20 protein-coding genes are annotated in these 18,490 nt (G+C 61.6%); 16 read left to right on the forward strand and 4 right to left on the reverse strand.

Going from position 1 to position 18,490, the window contains the following annotated elements:
• Positions 1 to 3 precede the first annotated feature (3 nt).
• Positions 4 to 3,585 (reverse strand): hydantoinase B/oxoprolinase family protein, encoded by a 3,582-nt coding sequence (locus AC097O_RS01740; protein WP_479591162.1) that lies wholly within the window; start codon positions 3,583 to 3,585, stop codon positions 4 to 6.
• Positions 3,586 to 3,703: 118 nt separating this feature from the next.
• Here AC097O_RS01740 and AC097O_RS01745 point away from each other — a divergent pair, with 118 nt between their 5' ends.
• The 3 genes from AC097O_RS01745 to AC097O_RS01755 are packed head-to-tail and all read left to right on the forward strand — an operon-like array spanning position 3,704 to position 6,536.
• Positions 3,704 to 4,681 (forward strand): TRAP transporter substrate-binding protein, encoded by a 978-nt coding sequence (locus AC097O_RS01745; RefSeq protein WP_479591163.1) that lies wholly within the window; start codon positions 3,704 to 3,706, stop codon positions 4,679 to 4,681.
• Positions 4,682 to 4,684: 3 nt separating this feature from the next.
• Positions 4,685 to 5,218 (forward strand): TRAP transporter small permease subunit, encoded by a 534-nt coding sequence (locus AC097O_RS01750; RefSeq protein ID WP_315229197.1) that lies wholly within the window; start codon positions 4,685 to 4,687, stop codon positions 5,216 to 5,218.
• Positions 5,219 to 5,225: 7 nt separating this feature from the next.
• A complete protein-coding gene (locus AC097O_RS01755; RefSeq protein ID WP_479591164.1) occupies positions 5,226 to 6,536 on the forward strand; it encodes a TRAP transporter large permease in 1,311 nt (436 codons plus the stop codon).
• Between the two features lie 79 nt (positions 6,537 to 6,615).
• On the opposite strand, the gene AC097O_RS01760 is transcribed toward AC097O_RS01755, so the two are convergent.
• A complete protein-coding gene (locus tag AC097O_RS01760) occupies positions 6,616 to 7,041 on the reverse strand; it encodes a hypothetical protein (protein WP_479591165.1) in 426 nt (141 codons plus the stop codon).
• A 146-nt stretch (positions 7,042 to 7,187) separates the two neighbouring features.
• Here AC097O_RS01760 and AC097O_RS01765 point away from each other — a divergent pair, with 146 nt between their 5' ends.
• From AC097O_RS01765 to udk, 8 genes are all read left to right on the forward strand, one after another.
• Positions 7,188 to 8,981, forward strand: a complete 1,794-nt coding sequence (locus AC097O_RS01765) for a glutamine--tRNA ligase/YqeY domain fusion protein (RefSeq protein WP_479591166.1) — start codon at positions 7,188 to 7,190, stop codon at positions 8,979 to 8,981.
• Positions 8,982 to 9,099: 118 nt separating this feature from the next.
• Positions 9,100 to 10,893 carry an AAA family ATPase gene (locus AC097O_RS01770; RefSeq protein WP_479591167.1) on the forward strand — a complete coding sequence of 598 codons (1,794 nt, stop codon included), beginning with the start codon at positions 9,100 to 9,102 and terminating at the stop codon, positions 10,891 to 10,893.
• A 208-nt stretch (positions 10,894 to 11,101) separates the two neighbouring features.
• Positions 11,102 to 11,410 carry a nucleotidyltransferase family protein gene (locus AC097O_RS01775; protein WP_479591168.1) on the forward strand — a complete coding sequence of 103 codons (309 nt, stop codon included), beginning with the start codon at positions 11,102 to 11,104 and terminating at the stop codon, positions 11,408 to 11,410.
• Positions 11,411 to 11,563: 153 nt separating this feature from the next.
• Complete coding sequence (locus AC097O_RS01780) at positions 11,564 to 12,190, forward strand: alpha-ketoglutarate-dependent dioxygenase AlkB family protein (RefSeq protein WP_479591169.1); 627 nt, start codon at positions 11,564 to 11,566, stop codon at positions 12,188 to 12,190.
• A gap of 114 nt (positions 12,191 to 12,304) precedes the next feature.
• Entirely contained in the window at positions 12,305 to 12,547 is a 243-nt protein-coding gene (locus AC097O_RS01785) for a DUF4160 domain-containing protein (RefSeq protein ID WP_479591170.1), read from the forward strand.
• Complete coding sequence (locus AC097O_RS01790) at positions 12,531 to 12,782, forward strand: DUF2442 domain-containing protein (protein WP_479591171.1); 252 nt, start codon at positions 12,531 to 12,533, stop codon at positions 12,780 to 12,782. The genes AC097O_RS01785 and AC097O_RS01790 overlap by 17 nt, the downstream gene beginning before the upstream one ends.
• A gap of 151 nt (positions 12,783 to 12,933) precedes the next feature.
• The gene (locus AC097O_RS01795) at positions 12,934 to 13,260 is read left to right on the forward strand and encodes a hypothetical protein (protein WP_479591172.1); all 327 of its coding nucleotides are present in this window, start codon (positions 12,934 to 12,936) and stop codon (positions 13,258 to 13,260) included.
• A 68-nt stretch (positions 13,261 to 13,328) separates the two neighbouring features.
• Entirely contained in the window at positions 13,329 to 13,970 is a 642-nt protein-coding gene (gene udk, locus AC097O_RS01800; RefSeq protein ID WP_479591173.1) for a uridine kinase, read from the forward strand.
• Positions 13,971 to 14,029: 59 nt separating this feature from the next.
• On the opposite strand, the gene AC097O_RS01805 is transcribed toward udk, so the two are convergent.
• Positions 14,030 to 14,941 carry a M14 family metallopeptidase gene (locus tag AC097O_RS01805; RefSeq protein ID WP_479591174.1) on the reverse strand — a complete coding sequence of 304 codons (912 nt, stop codon included), beginning with the start codon at positions 14,939 to 14,941 and terminating at the stop codon, positions 14,030 to 14,032.
• A gap of 144 nt (positions 14,942 to 15,085) precedes the next feature.
• Here AC097O_RS01805 and AC097O_RS01810 point away from each other — a divergent pair, with 144 nt between their 5' ends.
• The 3 genes from AC097O_RS01810 to AC097O_RS01820 all read left to right on the forward strand — a co-directional run bounded on the left by AC097O_RS01810 (position 15,086) and on the right by AC097O_RS01820 (position 17,210).
• The gene (locus AC097O_RS01810) at positions 15,086 to 15,568 is read left to right on the forward strand and encodes a helix-turn-helix domain-containing protein (RefSeq protein ID WP_479591175.1); all 483 of its coding nucleotides are present in this window, start codon (positions 15,086 to 15,088) and stop codon (positions 15,566 to 15,568) included.
• Between the two features lie 42 nt (positions 15,569 to 15,610).
• Positions 15,611 to 16,051 carry a thioredoxin TrxC gene (gene trxC, locus AC097O_RS01815; RefSeq protein WP_479591176.1) on the forward strand — a complete coding sequence of 147 codons (441 nt, stop codon included), beginning with the start codon at positions 15,611 to 15,613 and terminating at the stop codon, positions 16,049 to 16,051.
• 94 nt (positions 16,052 to 16,145) lie between these two features.
• Complete coding sequence (locus AC097O_RS01820) at positions 16,146 to 17,210, forward strand: alkene reductase (protein ID WP_479591177.1); 1,065 nt, start codon at positions 16,146 to 16,148, stop codon at positions 17,208 to 17,210.
• A 51-nt stretch (positions 17,211 to 17,261) separates the two neighbouring features.
• Here the strand turns inward: AC097O_RS01820 and AC097O_RS01825 are convergent, their stop codons facing one another.
• Positions 17,262 to 17,723 (reverse strand): EVE domain-containing protein, encoded by a 462-nt coding sequence (locus tag AC097O_RS01825; protein ID WP_479591178.1) that lies wholly within the window; start codon positions 17,721 to 17,723, stop codon positions 17,262 to 17,264.
• Between the two features lie 156 nt (positions 17,724 to 17,879).
• On the opposite strand from AC097O_RS01825, the gene AC097O_RS01830 reads away from it, so the two are divergent.
• Positions 17,880 to 18,128: a hypothetical protein gene (locus tag AC097O_RS01830; RefSeq protein WP_315205409.1), complete on the forward strand. Its 249-nt coding sequence runs from the start codon at positions 17,880 to 17,882 to the stop codon at positions 18,126 to 18,128.
• A 117-nt stretch (positions 18,129 to 18,245) separates the two neighbouring features.
• On the forward strand, positions 18,246 to 18,473 hold the full coding sequence (locus AC097O_RS01835) for a hypothetical protein (RefSeq protein ID WP_479591179.1): 228 nt from the start codon (positions 18,246 to 18,248) through the stop codon (positions 18,471 to 18,473).
• The last annotated feature ends 17 nt before the right edge of the window (positions 18,474 to 18,490 follow it).

The raw sequence follows: 18,490 nt of genomic DNA on the forward strand, positions 1-18,490 counted from the left end.
CGCTTACTTCCCATAGCCCCCACCGCCCGGCGTGAGTATCTCGAACACATCGCCGGATTGCATCTCGGCCTGGCCAATGTGCCCGAGTGCTTCCACCCGGCCATCGGCGCGCACCACGCGGTTGCGCCCCACCTGGCCCGGCTGCCCCCCAGCCATGCCAAAGGCCCCGTGGACCCGGCCATTGCTCAGGATGCTGGCGGTCATGGGCTCCAGGAAACGCACGCGGCGCAGCCCCCCGTTGCCCCCCTGCCAGCGGCCCGCGCCGCCCGAGCCGGGCACGATGGCAAAGCTCTCCAGCCGCACCGGAAACCGGAACTCGAACACCTCGGGGTCGGTGAGGCGCGAATTGGTCATGTGGGTTTGCACCACCGACGTGCCATCGAAACCCTCCCCAGCCCCCGAGCCACCGCTGATGGTTTCGTAATACTGGTGCTGCGCATTGCCGAAGGTGAAGTTGTTCATGGTGCACTGCCCACCGGCCAGCACGCCCAAAGCCCCCAGCAGCGCGTTGGTGATGCAGGTGGAGGTTTCCACGTTGCCCGCCACCACCGACGCGGGCGGGTTCGGGTTGAGCATGGAGCCGGGCGGAATGGTGACGCGGATGGGCTTCAGGCAGCCCGCGTTCAGCGGAATATCGTCATCCACCAGGGTGCGAAACACATACAGCACCGCCGCCATGCACACCGCCGTGGGGGCGTTGAAGTTGTTGCTCTGCTGCGGGCTGGTGCCGGTGAAATCCACCTCGGCGCTGCGGGTGGCGGCATCCACGCGGATGGCCACCTGGATCTGCGCGCCGTTGTCCAGCGGCAGCGTGAACTGGCCGTCTTTTAATTGCGCAATCACCCGGCGCACCGACTCCTCGGCGTTGTCTTGCACATGGCCCATGTAGGCCTGCACCACCGGCAGGCCGTACTGGGCGACCATCTTGTGCAGCTCTTGCACACCCTTCTCGTTGGCGGCAATTTGCGCCCGCATGTCGGCCAGGTTTTGCGCCGGGTTGCGGCTGGGGTAGGCACCGCTTTGCAGCAGCGCCACCATCTCGGCCTCGCGCAGCACGCCCGCATCCACCAGCTTGAAGTTGTGGATTTGCACGCCCTCTTCTTCGATGCGGGTGGAAAACGGCGGCATGGAGCCCGGCGTGGTGCCGCCAATGTCGGCGTGGTGGCCCCGGCTGCCCACGTAGAAAGTCACCTGGCCGTCCAGGTAGACGGGGGTGATGACGGTCACGTCCGGCAGGTGGGTGCCGCCGTGGTAGGGGTCGTTCAGCACGTACACGTCGCCGGGCTGCATGGTGCCTGCGTTCTCACGCACAACCGTCTGGATGCTCTCGCCCATGGACCCTAGGTGCACCGGCATGTGCGGGGCGTTGGCAATCAGGTTGCCGTGCGCATCGAACAGCGCGCAGCTGAAGTCCAGCCGCTCCTTGATGTTGACCGAGTAGGCGGTGTTTTGCAGTTGCAGGCCCATCTGCTCGGCGATGTTCATGAACAGGTTGTTGAACACCTCCAGCAGCACCGGGTCTACGGTGGTGCCTGCTGCGTATTTGATAGCGCGTGGTGCAGAGCGGATAAGCACCAGGTGGTCAAAAGCCGTCACATTCGCGGTCCAGCCGGGCTCGACCACGGTGGTGGCGTTTTTCTCGGCCAGGATGGCCGGGCCGGGGATCTGGTCGCCGGGGCGCAGGTCTTCGCGCACCACCAGCGCCGCATCCCACCACTGGCCACCGCTGTACATGCGCACGGTTTCCCGCAAGGGCACGGGGCGGGCGGCGTGCAGGGCTTGCGCGGGCTCGACCGGGGCCACACCGGCCACCACCGCCTCCACCGACACGGCCTCGACCACCAGCGATTTGCCTTGCATCAAAAACGCAAAGCGCTGGCGGTAGGCGGCTTCAAAGCCGGCCTGGATGTCGGCCACGCTGCCAAAGGCGACGATCAATGCGGTGTCGCTACCGGCATAGCGCACATGCACCCGGCGCTGGACGCTGATGTCGCCACTGCCCGCCTGCTGGCGCAGCAGCTCGGCCTGGGCGGCGTGGGCCAGGGTATCCAGGCTTTCGGCAATGGCGGGCAGGTGCGCGTCGGCCAGCGGCAGCTCTACCGCCTGCTCGCGGATCACGTTCTGGTCGGCCAGGCCCATGCCGTAGGCGCTGAGCACGCCCGCCAACGGGTGCACAAACACCTGGGTCATGCCCAGCGCGTCGGCCACCAGGCAGGCGTGCTGGCCGCCCGCGCCGCCAAAGCATTGCAGGGTGTAGCGGGTCACGTCGTAGCCCCGGGCCACCGAGATCTTCTTGATGGCATTGGCCATTTGCTGCACCGCGATGGCGATGAAGCCCTCGGCCACCTCTTCCGGCAGACGGCCCGTCTGCGCGGCCAGCGCGGCAAACGGGGCCTGCACGGCTTCCAGGCTCAGCGGCTCATTGGCCTGCGGGCCAAACACCTGGGGAAAGTAGCGCGGCTGCACCTTGCCCAGCAGCACGTTGGCATCGGTCACGGCCAGCGCGCCGCCGCGCCGGTAGCTGGCCGGGCCGGGGTTGGCACCGGCGCTTTGCGGGCCCACGCGGAAACGCTCGCCGTCAAACCTCAGCAGCGATCCGCCGCCTGCGGCCACGGTGTGGATGGCCATCATCGGCGCGCGCATGCGCACACCGGCCACCTGGGTTTCAAATTCACGCTCGAAGGCCCCGGCGTAGTGGCTCACGTCGGTACTGGTGCCGCCCATGTCGAAGCCGATCACCCGCTCGAACCCGGCCAGCGCTGCGGTGCGCGCCATGCCAACGATGCCGCCCGCCGGGCCGCTGAGAATCGCGTCCTTGCCCTGGAACACCGCCGCGTCCGTCAGCCCGCCCGACGACTGCATGAAGAACAGCTTCACCCCCGGCATCTCCTGCGCCACCTGCTGCACGTAGCGGCGCAGGATGGGTGACAAATAGGCATCCACCACCGTGGTGTCGCCCCGGCTGACGAACTTCATCATCGGGCTGGTGCCGTGCGAGGTGCTGATCTGGGTAAAGCCCACCTCGGCCGCGATGCGCTGCGCCGCCTGCTCGTGCGCAGTGAACCGGTAGCCATGCATGAATACGATGGCAACGCTGCGCAGCCCTTGTTGGTAGTGCGCCAGCAGCTCTTGTTTCAATAGCAATTCATCCAGCGGCTGCACCACCTGGCCATGCGCGCCCATGCGCTCTTCGGCCTCGACCACCGCGCTGTACAGCAGCTCGGGCAGCAGGATGCGGCGGTCGAACAGGCGTGGGCGGTTTTGGTAGGCGATGCGCAGCGCGTCGCGAAAGCCGCGCGTGGTGACCAGCAGCGTGGGCTCGCCCTGGCGCTCCAGCAGCGCGTTGGTGGCCACCGTGGTGCCCATCTTCACGCACTCCACCTGTGCAGGCGTGACCGGCGCGCCCGGTGCCAGGCCCAGCAGGTGGCGGATACCGGCCACGGCTGCGTCGGTGTACTGCCCGGGGTTATCGCTCAAGAGCTTGTGGGTGAGCAGCGCGCCGTCGGGGCTTTTGCCCACCACGTCGGTAAATGTGCCGCCTCTGTCGATCCAGAACTGCCAGCGTTTCGTGTCTGTGGTAAGCAAAGTGTGGCTTTCTCAAAGTTGTGCGATAGATGTTGTGGAATGCGGGGCGGACCACCAGAATGGCACGCAGTTTGCGTTATGCACGCTAGTTTCATCCTGTTTTTCTCTTGGAGTCTTTATGCACGTAAAAACCGTTTTGGCGCTTGCCGCTGTGGCCCTCACCAGCTTAGGCGCATCCGCCCAAACCAAATGGGACCTGCCCTCGGGCTACCCTGCTAGCAACTTCCACACCGAGAACATCACCCAGTTTGCCAACGATGTAGATAAGGCCACCGCTGGCAAGCTGAAGATCACCGTGCACGCCAACGGCTCGCTGTTCAAGGCCAACGAAATCAAGCGCGCGGTGCAAGGCGGCCAGGCCCAGGCGGGCGAGATCATCCTGGCCAACTTCGAGAACGAAAGCCCCATCTACGGCCTGGACGGCGTGCCGTTTCTGGCCAGCTCGTACGCCGAATCCAAGCGCCTGTACGACGCACAAAAGCCGGTGCTGGATGCGGTTTTGGGCAAGCAGGGCATGAAGCTGCTGTACGCGGTGCCCTGGCCACCGCAGGGCATCTTCACCAAAAAAGAGATCAACTCCGTGGCCGATCTGCGCGGTATCAAGTGGCGCGCCTACAGCCCGGCCACGGGCAAGATTGCCGAGCTGGTGGGCGCGATTCCGGTGACCATCCAGGCCGCAGAACTCTCGCAGGCCCTGGCCACCGGCGTGGTAGAGAGCTACATCAGCTCGGTCTCCACCGGCTATGACAGCAAGACGTACGAGAGCACCAAATACTTCTACGACACCCAGGCCTGGCTGCCCAAGAACGCAGTGTTCGTCAACAAAAAAGCCTTTGACGCGCTCGACCCCGCCGCCCAGGCCGCCGTGACCCAGGCCGCCGCCGCCGCCGAGCTGCGCGGCTGGAAAACCAGCCAGGAAAAAACCGAGTGGTACAAAAAAGCCCTCACCGACAAGGGCATGAAGATCATGCCGCCCAGCCCCAAGCTGATGGCCGACATGCGCCAGCTCGGCGGCATCATGCTGGCCGACTGGCAGAAGAAGGCCGGGGCCGACGGCGAGACCATCCTCAAGACCTACAGCGCAGCCAAGAAATAAGCCATGCGCCGCTTTCTGGACAGGTTGTACGGCGCATCGGGCGCAGTGGGGGCGGCGTGCGTGGCCCTGATTGCGGTGCTGATGCTGGGCCAAAGCGTGATGCGCACCCTGGGCCTGCGCACCGGCGCGGTGAACGACGTGGTGTCGTGGCTGTGCGCCGCCGCCGCGTTTTTTGCCATGGCCCACGCCTTCAAGCACGGCGACTTTGTGCGGGTGACGCTGCTGCTCGACAAGGTGGGCCCGGCCACCCGGCGCGCGCTGGAGCTGGTGTCGCTGGCGATTGGCAGCGTGGCCACCGCCTACCTGGCCTGGTCGGCGGTGCTGTTCACCTACGAGAGCTGGGAGTTCAACGACCTGGCCCAAGGGCTGCTGCCCCTGCCGATGTGGATACCGCAGCTGAGCTTTGCGTTTGGCGCGATTTTGCTGCTGGTGGCGGTGGTGGACGAATTCATCATCGTGCTGCGCGGCGGCGTGCCCACCTTTGTGCGGCTGGTGCAAGAGCGCCACGCACGCGGCGACTTTTCTTCGGACATTTAAGGCCCCCATGGACATCTTGATGATTGGCGGGCTGCTGCTCGTGGTGATGCTGGTGCTGCTGTCGGGCGGGGTGTGGATTGCCATGACGCTGGCCATCTGCGGCTGGATTGGGCAGGCGTTTTTTACCAACACCGCACCGGGCAAAAACCTGTTTTCGGCGTTTTGGGAGAGCAACGCCAGCTGGGAGCTGGCCGCGCTGCCGCTGTTCATCTGGATGGGCGAAATCTTGTTTCGCACCAAGCTCAGCGAAGAAATGTTCGAAGGCCTGCGCCCCTGGCTGAACCGCATACCCGGGCGGCTGGCGCACACCACCATTTTGGGCTGCGGCATATTTGGCTCGGTCAGCGGCTCGTCGGCGGCCACCTGCGCCACCATCGCCAAGGTGGCCCTGCCCGAGCTGCGCAAACGCGGCTACAACGAAAACCTGACCCTGGGCGCGCTGGCCACCGGCGGCACGCTGGGTATTTTGATACCGCCGTCCATCACCATGGTGGTGTACGCGGTGGCGGCAGACGCGTCCATCATCCGCATCTTTTTGGCCGGGTTTTTACCGTCGTTTTTGCTGATGGCGCTGTTTATGGGCTACATCGCCTGGTGGTCCATCCGCCACCCCGACCAGGTGCCCGCCGCCGACCCGCCCAGCAGCTGGGCCGACAAGCTGCGCAAAAGCCGCAACCTCATCCCCTGCGCGGGCCTGATCATTTTCATCATGTGGGTGCTGGTGGCCGGCTACGCCACTGCCACCGAGTGCGCGGCCTACGGCGTGGCCGGGTCGCTGGCCATTGCCGCTGCGGGCCGGTCGCTGACCTGGAGCAACCTGTGGGAAGGCCTGATGGGGGCCACCCGCACCAGTTGCATGATCATGTTCATCCTGGCCGGGGCCGCGTTTTTGACCAAAACCATGGCCTTTACCGGCGTGCCCCGCGCGCTGGCCGAGTGGGTGATGTCCATGCAGTTGTCGCCCTACGCGCTGATTGCGGCGCTGGTGGGCGTGTACCTGGTGCTGGGCACGGCGCTGGACGGCATCAGCATGATTGTGCTTACCAGCGCGGTGGTGCTGCCGATGATCCAGGCCGCCGGGTTTGATTTGATCTGGTTTGGCATCTTCGTCATCTTGCTGGTGGAGATTGCCGAGGTCACGCCGCCGGTGGGCTTTAACCTGTTTGTGCTGCAAAACATGACCGGCAAAGACAGCAACACGGTCGCCCGCGCCGCCCTGCCGTTTTTTGGCTGCCTGGTGCTGTGCATTGCCATCGTCACCGTGTTCCCGCAGATCGTGACGTTTTTGCCCGACCTGGTGATGGGCAAAGATGGCTAACCCATCGGCGCAATTCACTATTATTTAAATAGCTGCTTGCGCCTATGGAATAAGCGCTGGAGGCACTTTTTATCTAAATTTACCGGCGCCAGTCGTTGCCATTGCCGTTGCCATGGCGGCCACCATCCCGGCGGTCCCAGTCGCGATGGTGGCGGTGGTGGCCCCAACGCGGTGGCGCGTACACCACCTGCGGCTGCACATAGACGGGTGGGCGTTGGTACACCACCGGCTGGGGCTGCTGGTAGTACACCGGCGCGGGCCGCACATACACCGGTGCTGGCCGCACGTACGTCGGCTCTGGCTGGTAATAGACCTGTTGGGGCGGCTGGTAATACACCGGAGCGGGTTGCACATACACCGGCTGGGGAGCGCCGCCGTAGACCTGCACGCCCGGCAGGCCAATACCGATAGACCACGACACATCGCTGCGCGCCTGCGCCACGCTGGCCGCGCCCAGGGCGCTGACAGCCAAAACAGCGGTAAATATTGCACGTTGGAACTTCATACCGATCTCCTTGTTTCAATCCGGGAGCGAATACATCGTGTCTGCCCCGTACATCTGTTAACGCCGTACAACCAATCCGGTGGACAAGCCTGTAAACAGAAGCGTTGCCAAACGTAACGGGCACGTGCGCAACCTAAAATCAAGGCATGAGCGCACTCCCCCCCTCCAAAACCCCTGCCGAACCTACCAAACCCAGCAACTTCCTGCGCCAGATCATCGAGTCTGATCTGGCCGCTGGCACCTACGCCGCCCGCCAATGGGCTGGCAGCCCCGGCGATGCCGCGCACCAGGCCACCGGCCAGCCCGACCCGGCCAAGATCCGCACCCGCTTCCCGCCCGAACCCAATGGCTACCTGCACGTAGGCCACGCCAAAAGTATCTGCCTGAACTTCGGCCTGGCGCGCGACTACGGCGGCGTGTGCCACCTGCGCTTTGACGACACCAACCCCGAAAAAGAAGACGAGGAATACGTCAAGGCCATCATCGACACCGTGAAATGGCTGGGCTTTGACTGGAACGGCGCGCCCGATGCGCCCGCCTATGAGGCCAGCAGCTACTTCGACTTCATGTACCGCGCCGCCGAATATTTAGTAACCGCAGGCCACGCCTACGTGGACGAGCAAACCGTGGAGCAAATGCGCATCAACCGCGGCGACTTCGGCAAGCCCGGCACCGACAGCCCCTTCCGCGCCCGCACCCCCGACGAAAACCTGGCCCGCTTCCGCGAAATGCGGGATGGCCAGCACGAAGATGGCTCCATGGTGCTGCGCGCCAAGATCGACATGGCCAGCCCCAACATCAACCTGCGCGACCCCGCCATCTACCGCATCCGCCGCGCCACCCACCACCGCACGGGCGACAAATGGTGCATCTACCCGATGTACACCTTTGCCCACCCCATCGAAGATGCGCTGGAGCAAATCACCCACAGCATCTGCACCCTGGAATTTGAAGACCAGCGCCCCTTCTACGACTGGCTGCTGGCCCGCCTCTGCGAGGGTGGCCTGCTGGCCAGCCCGCCCCCCCGCCAGTACGAATTTGCCCGCCTCAACCTCACCTACGTGGTCACCAGCAAACGCAAACTCGCCCAGCTGGTGTACGACCACAAGGTCAGCGGCTGGGACGACCCCCGCATGCCCACCATCGTAGGCCTGCGCCGCCGCGGCTACACCCCCGAGGCCATCCACCTGTTTGCCGAACGCATAGGCGTGACCAAAAGCGACAGCTGGATCGACTACAGCACCTTAGAGGGCTGCCTGCGCGAAACGCTAGACCACACCGCTCCCCGCGCCATGGCCGTGCTCGACCCCGTCAAGTTGGTGCTGACTAACTGGGATACCGTGATGGGCGCTGGCAACCTCGACGCGTGCAGCGCCCCCGTCCACCCTCACCTGCCCGAGCTGGGCAAGCGCAGCTTCCAGATCGGCAAAGAGGTGTGGATAGAACGCGGCGACTACGAGGAAACCCCGCCCAAGGGCTTCTTCCGACTCTTCCCAGGCAACAAGGTCCGCCTCAAATACGGCCATGTCATCACCTGCACCGGCGCGGTCAACGATGCCGACGGCCGCGTCACCGAAGTGCACGCCGAACTCATCCCCGACACCAAGAGCGGCACCCCCGGTGCCGACAGCGTCAAGGTCAAGGGCGTGATCACCTGGGTCAGCGTAGCCGACGGCCTGCCCGCAGAGGTCCGCATGTACGACCGCCTGTTCATCGATGCCCAGCCCGACGCAGGCGGCAAAGACTTCATCGAAAGCCTGAACCCCAACAGCCTGAAAGTCGTGCAGGCCATCGTGGAGCCATCACTGGCGGCGGCGAAGGCGGACGACAAGTTCCAGTTTGAGCGGCACGGGTACTTTGTAGCGGATCGGGTGGACCACCAGGCGGGGAAGATGGTGTTTAACTTGGCTGTGGGGTTGAAGGATAGTTGGGGGAAGTGACAACCACTCCCCAACTTCGGATAATCTAAACAACCATTGGCAAGAGAAAACTCACCAATAATTTTCAAAGCGCCATTAATGGCGCTTTTTCTTTATATTAAACACCAGTTAATAAATTATGCAAATAGAATCAGTAGCAATTAAAAACTTTAAAAGCTTTTTCGATAAGCAAACAATTAACTTTGAATCTGGATTTAACTTATTACTCGGCACCAATAACGCCGGCAAGACCTCGGTACTTGACGTTCTTGACATGGACCTTGGCCTGAATGAACCACACCGTTCGGAGCGGACTATTCCTATATACGGAAGGCAAACTAGTCAACACTCGCAGCTGGAGGTGACACTAGGAACTAATTTCAATGAACTTTGGCGCCTAGTAAACTCTTTGCAACTGTATCTTCCATTGGCAACAACCAATGATTCCCATCAAGGCTCTAATTCTTTAGAAGTATTAGAAAAATTTATTTCATCTAATGGTGAAATTATTTTAACTTCCGCCTTTTCAAATGCAACGGAATCAGTAAATTTCAAGGCAGGATCGTTAATAAATGGAAATGCAAGCCGCAACAACCCATCGGCCACATTTCCTGCCGCACTTATTCAGTTAGATTCAGATAATAAATTCCAGATAAATATCTCAAACTACGGAGGTGTAGGTGGTATAGCTGGAACATATGCACAGTTATTTAAATCAAAAATTTACAGGTTTAGCGCGCAACGTCGTCCTGGATTTCAGGGCGGAGGGCAAGGCAGCAATATTTTAGATCGCGAAGCAATGGCACTGCCTTATTGCCTAAATAACTTACAAACAAATGATGCCCATGGGCATAAAATTCTTTGCGAATGGGTAAATCGAGTTTTCCCCAGTGTTAAGTGGATTCAATCGACATCAAATAGCAGTGGTTTTGAGTTACGCTGCCTACCAAAATTACCCGAAGAACGCAGAGACGATCTTGCTATTCCAATGTCACGTATGGGCGCCGGGATTGGAAATGTAATTGCAATGTTCTACGTGCTAATGACATCGCGTGAACCACAAGTTATTGCTATTGACGAACCAAATGCCTTTTTACACCCACGAGCTCTACGTGAGCTATTGGCGATTTTAGAAGCAGAAGGCAAAAAACATCAGTTTATATTGACAGCGCATTCAGCCGATGTTTTGACCGCCGTAAACACCCGATCCATTTCTTTACTTGATTTCGATGGTATAGCAACTCGAGTTAAGCAGGTAGGTTACAAGGATTTGCATTTCTTACGTAGCGACTTAGCTGAATTGGGAATTCGCATGACGGATTTACATGCAAAGGATCGTGTTTTTTGGGTTGAGGGGCAAACAGAAGAGCTTGTAATGCCACAACTACTGAGATGGGCCTGCCCCGAAATAGCGGCAGGTACCTCCATACTTCGCGTGGAAAGCACTGGCATATTTTCAAAGAAAAAAGGAATCTCACCCGATGAAGTTGTAAGAATTTACGAACGACTCTCTTCATCGTCAGCAATAGTTCCTCCTATGGTCTGCATATTATTAGATGGCGAAACTCTTAGCCCCGAAAAGCGTGATGAAATCGAAAAGTCATCAAAAGGCAAGCTTCGCTTCCTTGAAAGGAGAATGTTAGAAAACTATCTATTTAATGCAAATGCTCTCGAAGCTGCATTCAAAGAACTAGACATGCCAATAGCAATTGAAAAAATTGAAGAAGCATTGGCCATACACGTGAAATCTGAAGAAATAGGTAGCATAGACGGAGCTTCAGTTTTAGATAAAATTTTTTCTAACCTAACCGAATCCAAACTCGAGTTTCGTAAAACGCGTGACGTACCAATTTTGATTGACTGGTTGCTCGCCAATGAGCCCGAGTATTTGACCCCTCTTCGTTCATGTCTGCGAAAATCATTTGGTATTTAGGCGCTACGTTGTAGCTAACCCAAAATATTCATGGCAAGTCTTGCATTGCTACTTTCAAGCCTGGCTACGCTATCTGCGGGGCACGGGGTCAAGTCTTGCATTGCAACTTTTTACTCTCGCTACTTTTTCTGTAGCTGCTTGCGCCCATTCCACAAGCACAAGAAGCCGATTTGACACATAAGCGATCCGCACCGCTAAACTCCAAACCATGCACCCCTCCATCGCCCAACACCGCCTCGGCATTTCGGCCATTTGCCAGCGCTACCGCATCCAGCGGCTGGACGTGTTCGGCTCGGCGGCGCGGGCGGACGACTTTGATACCAGCAGCAGCGATGCGGACTTTTTGGTGGAGTTCGACGTGGGCATGCCGGTGGGTTTGGATACCTTCTTTGGTGCCAAGGCTGATTTGGAGAAGCTGCTGGGACGTGGCGTGGATCTGGTGGAGTCTGGGGCTATACACAACCCTTTCGTGCTGGCCAGCATCCACCGCGACCGGGAATCCGTTTACGCAGCGTGATGGATCGGTTGTGTTCCATCTGCTTATTTAAGCCACGCCTCCGCCAAAAGGCATAAACGCTACCGCCAGATCGCCAAGGACGAAGGTTCAGGCGAGTTGGGCACGGCTCCCGATGGCGCGGAGCGCAGTTTTTGGACTCAGGCGATAAAAACCATGCAACCCGATCTATTTGGCCCTGCGCAGGCTAGCCCCGTCCACCTGGTGGACGCGGGCCTGGACCTGACCTACTGGGCGCAGTACTTTCCACACGACCTGGCCAGCGCATTCTTCAAGACGCTTCTGGACGAAACGGCGTGGCAGCAGCCCGCACTGCGCATGTACGGCCGCAGCGTCCAGACGCCCCGCTTGACCGCTTGGTACGGGGATGCACACGCCAGCTACACCTACTCGGGCCTCCTGAACCGGCCAAGCCCCTGGACACCCACGCTGGCGCGCTTGCGCGACCTGGCCGGGGCGGCCACGGGTGCCCGCTACAACGCAGTGCTGCTCAACCTGTACCGCGACGGCGCCGACCATGTATCCTGGCACAGCGACGACGAGGCCACCCTGGGCCACGAGCCCACCATCGCGTCCATCAGCCTGGGTGCGGAGCGCAAATTTTGTCTACGTCCCACATCACCCGATGCACCGGCCAAGCGCTACAGCATTGCGCTGTCCCACGGCTCCTTGCTGTGCATGCGCGGGCAAACCCAAGGCCTGTGGGAGCACGCCATCCAGAAGGAACTGCGGGTAAAAGACCCCAGAATCAATTTGACGTTTCGAAAAATCAATGGCGTTTAAGAAGTCTGGGCGGCAGAAACCGTTTGCTTCTATTTTTATAGCTGCTTGCGCCCGTTCTATAGGCGGTAACCGCCTATTTGGCACACAAACGCGCTGGACCGGTAAACTTCGGCCATGCCTGTCGTTTTCCGCTACAAGTCGTTTCGGTTTTTCTTCTATTCCAACGAAGAGAACCCGCGCGAGGCGATGCACATCCATGTGCGCAATGCCGACGGCGAAGCCAAGTTCTGGCTGACCCCCAGCATCTATCTGGCCGATAGCGACGGCTTCGATGCGCGCACGCTGCGGGGATTGCGGGACGTGGTGGTGGCCCACAAGGAATTGATTGAAAGGTCATGGAATGAACATTTCGCCTAAAGCCGTGCGCTTCGATGACGACACGGTGTGGGTCAGCCTGTCCGATGGCCGCACCATTGCCGCGCCGCTGGCCTGGTTCCCGCGTTTACTGGAAGCCACCCCCGCGCAACGGGCCTTGGTGGAACTCAGCAAGGGCGGCCTGCACTGGGAGGCGCTGGACGAAGACATCTCCGTCGCGGGTTTGCTGGCGGGGCAGCCTGATCTGACGCGGCATGGTGCGCAGCAGGCTGTTTGAGCCAGGACTTACGCAAGTTCCCCCTGTAAGCCCGAAGGGCGATACAGGGGCGCTGCCTAAGTCCTATGAATATTTATTGCTACGTTTTGAATAGCTACTTGCGCTTATTCCGCGAGCGCTATGCTCCATACTGGCCAGTATTTCACCCCCCATGCCCCGCCGCAAACACCACCACGTCTACGTGGTCGAGCTCTCCAAAGACGTGCTGCGGGAGGCGCGCTTTCGCAAGGGCAATCCGGGCTATGTGGAGGGCAAGCCTTGCGTGTATGTGGGCATGACGGGGCTGGACCCGGATGTGCGCTTTGACAAGCACAAGGCCGGCATCCAGGCCAACCGCTATGTGCTGCAGTACGGCCTGCGCCTGCTGCCGGATCTGTACGAGGCCTTCAACCCCCTGCGCTACCAGGACGCGGTGGACAAGGAGATCGAGATCGGCATCGACCTGCGCTCGGCGGGGTTTGGGGTGTGGCAAGCCTGAGGCTTGGTGCTTGAACCCGCGCCTGGCTTGTAAACTCGCAGCCTTTGCCTGCTGGATACGGAGACCCCATGAACAAAGCCCCTCACAAACCTTTCGTGATCGGCGTGGCAGGCGGCAGTGGCAGCGGTAAATCGACGGTGACGCGCCAGGTGCTGGCATCCATCGGGCCGGAGATGACGGCGGTGCTGATCCAGGACGATTACTACTGCGACCAGACGCATATGTCGCCCGAAGATCGGCGCAAAACCAATTACGACCACCCCGACGCGTTTGACTGGCCGCTGATGGTGCAGCATGTGCAAGCACTGCGCCGTGGCGAGGCGATCGAGATGCCCACCTACGACTTCACGCAGGACAACCGCGCCACCCAAACCATCACCGTGCAGCCCGCGCCGGTGATCGTGATCGAAGGTCTGTTTGCGCTGTTTGATGCCGATTTGCGCAAGATGATGTCGCTGAAGATTTTTGTGGATACCGCCGCCGACGTGCGCTTTATCCGCCGCCTGCAGCGCGACATGGCCGAGCGCGGGCGCAGTGCCGAGAGCGTGATCAACCAGTATCTGGAAACCGTGCGGCCCATGCACAAGCAGTTCATCGAGCCCACCAAACGCCGCGCCGATGTGATCCTGCCGCACGGAGCCAACGGGCCGGCCATCGACATCATCACTACCAAGGTGGTGAGCCTGATCCGCGATCTGGAACGGGGCTGATTAAATTGCTACTTTTTTAGTAGCATTTTGCGCTTATGGAATGGGCGGTAGCGGCCTATTTAACCCACAAACTCCACGCCCGCACACACCGCGGCCACCTGCGCGGCAATGCACTGCGCGGGCGTGGCCCGCGGGCTGTCGGGGTACACCTCGGTGGTCGTGGTGTAGCGGGCCCCGGTGATGCCTGCGCACAGGCCCAGCGCCTGCATCGGGTAGTGGATCACGCCGTGCGCCACCAGGGGCGAGCCGATGATGCCGCCCTGCGCGTCGGCGGGGGCGATGTGGACTACGCGCTCTACGGCCAGGATGATGGCCTGCTGGAACGCGGGCTGGGGGTTGGCGCTGTCGTCCACCAGGTAAAAGCCGTCGGGGATGGTGCCGGGCGTGAACGGCTGGCCGTCGCGGGCGGCTACGGCGGGGCGGTATTCGGACTCGTCGGTGTCGGTGGTTTCGTGCAGGTCGATGTGGGCGGTGAACTGGCCGCGCAGGGGTTCGATGAGGTGCAGCAAGGCCGCAGACTCTTGCGCGGGGCTGTCCGGGCGGAACGAGCGGTTGGGGTCCAGAGCATCGAAGTTCCAGCGCTGCACCCGCTCGTACGCCCAGGGGCTGACGCAGGGCACCACCAGCAGGTTCACCCGGCCCGCATAGCCTTCGGCGTGCGCCTCCAGAAAACGCAGCGCACCCAGCACGCCGCTGGTCTCGTAGCCGTGCACGCCGCCGGTCACCAGCACGCTGGGCAAGGCGCTGTTCCAGCCCCGGCTGCGGATGGCAAACAGGGGGAAGCGCTCGTCCGCATAGGCCACTTCGCCATAGGGCAGTACGTCAAAGCGCGCCCGCAGATGCTCGATGCGCGGCAACACGTCATCCGCATAGCTGCGCTGGCGCACCTGGCGGGCACGCCACTGGGCCCGCTCTGTGTCGCCCCAGGTTTGGCCGGGGGTGCCGATGGGGTAGAAAGGGAGGTTGCTCATGGGGTGCGGCTGAAAAGTTGCAAACCAGGCTACTTTACGCCGGCGAATCTGGCATGGGCCGTAGTCTTCGCAAAGCCGCTTAGCAGACTCATTGTGTTTCTCATACTTGACAAAACACCATTTTTGCAAACAATGAGAAACACTATGCTTCCCATCACACCGCTTTCAAACTTACCCTGTGCCGCCCAGCTACAGGCTTTGGGCGCGCAGATTCGCAGCCAACGCAAAGCCTTGCGCCTGAACGCCACCGTCACGGCCGAGGCCGCAGGGGTGTCGCGTGTCACGCTGCACCGCATCGAGAAAGGCGAGCCCTCGGTCACCATGGGGGCGTGGTGCAACGCGCTGGCGGCGCTGGGCATGGTGCTACAGGCACGCAGCGCAACCGACGAGCGCACAAGCGCGGCGCAACCGCCCGACAGAACAGGCTGGATTCCGGCCCGTGTGGTACTGGCCGACTATCCGCAGCTGCGCGCGCTGGCGTGGCAGGTGCACGGCACAGACACCCTCACGCCCTTTGAAGCACTGGACATTTACGAACGCAACGCCCGCCACCTGGACCTGCCCGCCATGTCGGCAGAAGAGCAAGCGCTGCTGCAAGCCTTGCGGCTGGCTTTGGTGAGGCTCTAGACACACCCTTGCAATCCAGCCCCCCGCCACGATGTGAATGCAATGACCGACACCCAGCACATCGTCTGCCCCCATTGCCACACCACCAACCGCGTGCGCACCGACCAGTTGGCCAGCGCGCCCGATTGCGGTAGCTGCAAAAAGCCCTTGTTCACCGGTCAACCGGCCGACCTGGATGGTGCCGCGTTCGACAAGCACCTGCAGCGCAACCAGATTCCGCTGTTGGTGGACTTTTGGGCCCCGTGGTGCGGGCCGTGCAAGCAGATGGCGCCCGCCTACGTGCAGGCCGCCGCCCAGCTGGAGCCGCGCATCCGCGTGGCCAAGGTGGACACCGAGGCGCACCAAGCCTTGGGCGCACGCTACCAGATCCGCAGCATCCCCACGCTGGCGCTGTTTGTGGGGGGCCGCGAGGTGGCCCGCCAGGCGGGTGCCATGGGCGCTGCCGACATCGTGCGCTGGGTGCAGCAGCACAGCCCGCGCTGAAAGCCCTACTCCATTTCTAAATAACCCGTGCGGGGTGGTCTTATCCACCCGCTGTTACCGTTCGCCTCCTTATCCCCACCCACCCACTGACACCATGACGCTATTTACCCCCCTGCAAGTCGGCTCCACCACCCTGCCCAACCGCATTCTGCTGGCCCCCCTCACCCGCACCCGCGCCGACGCGGGCCACATGCCCAACGCGCTGATGGCCGACTACTACAGCCAGCGCGCCACCGGCGGCCTGCTGATCACAGAGTGCACCATGGTGGCGCCCGGCACCTCGGCTTTCATCAACGAACCCGGCATCTACAACGACGCGCAAGTAGCCGCCTGGAAACAGGTAACCAGCGCAGTGCACGCCAAGGGCGGCCGCATCTTCATGCAGATCTGGCACGCGGGCCGCGCCGCGCACCCCGACATCAACGACGGCGTGCCCACCGTATCGAGCAGCGCCACGGCGGTGGAGGGCGAGATCCACACCCTCACCGGCAAGGTGCCGCACGCCGTGCCGCGCGCACTGGCTGCGGACGAGATTCCGGCCATCGTGGCCGCGTTTGCCCAGGGCGCGAAGAACGCCATCGCCGCCGGTTTTGACGGCGTGGAAGTGCACGGTGCCAATGGCTACCTGATCGACCAGTTCCTGCGCGACACGCCCAACCAGCGCACCGACGGCTACGGCGGCTCGCTGGACAACCGCGCCCGCTTCCTGTTCGAAGTGCTGGATGCCGTGACCGCCGCCATTGGCGCGGACAAAGTGGGCCTGCGCCTGTCCCCGCTGAACAGCTACAACAGCATGCAAGACAGCGACCCGCTGGCCTTCATCGGCTTTTTGGCCGACAAGCTCAACGCCTACAAGCTGGCCTACCTGCACGTGATGCGCGCCGACTTCTTTGGCGTGCAAAAGGGAGATGTGCTGACCGTGGCGCGCGCCAAGTACCAGGGCGTGCTGGTCGGCAACATGGGCTACACCGCCGAAGAGGCCGAAGAAGCCATCACCGCAGGCCAGCTCGATGCCGTGGCCTTTGGCACGTCCTTCCTGGCCAACCCGGACCTGCCCGCCCGCATCCAACTCAAGGCCCCGCTGAACACGCCGGACCAAAGCACCTTCTACACCCAGGGTGCCAAGGGCTACACCGACTACCCGACGCTGCAAGCCTAACCTTCATGGACTTGGGTGCAGAGCACCCCAAGCCATGAAAGTTGCTTCACGTTAAGCCAGTAGCTGAGCGATCACCTGCCAATGCGCCGGATCCACCGGCGTGATCGACAGGCGGTTGCCCCGGCGCAGCACCTGCAGATCGGCCAGGGCAGCGGTGGCGCGCAGCTCGGGCAGGGCCAGCAGCCGTGTCTTGCGCACCGCCTGCACGTCCAGCAGTAGCCAGCGCGGGGCGTCGGGCTTGCTGGCGGCATCAAAGTACGGTGAGGCCGGGTCGAACTGCGTAGGGTCGGGCCGGGTGCCCGAGGCCACGCGGGCCAGGCCGGCAATGCCCGGCTCGGCACAGCTCGAGTGGTAGAACAGCACGCCATCGCCCGGCTGCATCTGGTCGCGCATGAAGTTGCGGGCCTGGTAGTTGCGCACGCCCACCCACGGTACCGTGCGGTCTGGCGCGGCCAGCGTGTCGTCGATGGAGCATTCGCTGGGTTCGGATTTCATCAACCAGTAGTGGGGCATGGCAAGCTCGCGTGAAGACATGACCCTAGCTTACTCCTGTTTTCATAGCTGCTCACGCTCATTCCATAAGCGCCAGCGGCCTATTTTTCATAAATTCTGATACCGGCCCACGGGCTTCGGTTAACCTCCTGCATCTCCCACCCACCAGACTCCTCCATGAAAAAACTCCACATCACCATCCAGCTCGAAATGTCCGTACCCGACGACTGGGAGCTGGCCACCACCTCTGAGGACGGCCAGGTGCTGAAGCTGCCCAACGGCCAGTACATGGACATGGCCATCGAGCCCATGTTTGCCACCGACCCCGAAGACACCTGGACCAGCACCGGCGACGACGATGTGCTCAACGACGTGCTGGACATGATCGATGCCGAAGACGTGACCTACCAGTTCGTCACCCACTAGGCAAGAACGCGGCGCTGTGGAACGCACCTGCGGGTGTTTATCTGACACGCCGCCGCCGGGCCAGGGCTTGTAATGGAAGCCTGCCGCAAAACCTTGCGGCCCCTACCGGAGCCCGCCATGCAACCCACCCACACCGTCCAGGCCACCATCACCGACCACGTCACCTTCACCCCCGGTGACGGCGCGCCCGTCATCATCCCCAAGGGGCCGGTCGAGATCGAAGTGGCTGCCGAAAGCGCCATCCTGAGCTGGACGGCCGACAACGACGCAGCCTGTGTGGCCGCCCTCACCCTCGTGCAGTACAAAGAGTACGTGCGCGACAAGAAGATCGTCGTCACCCCGTAAGGCCCGCGGCCTGGCAA

It is taken from the genome of Rhodoferax sp. LS1P39 (assembly GCF_056521425.1).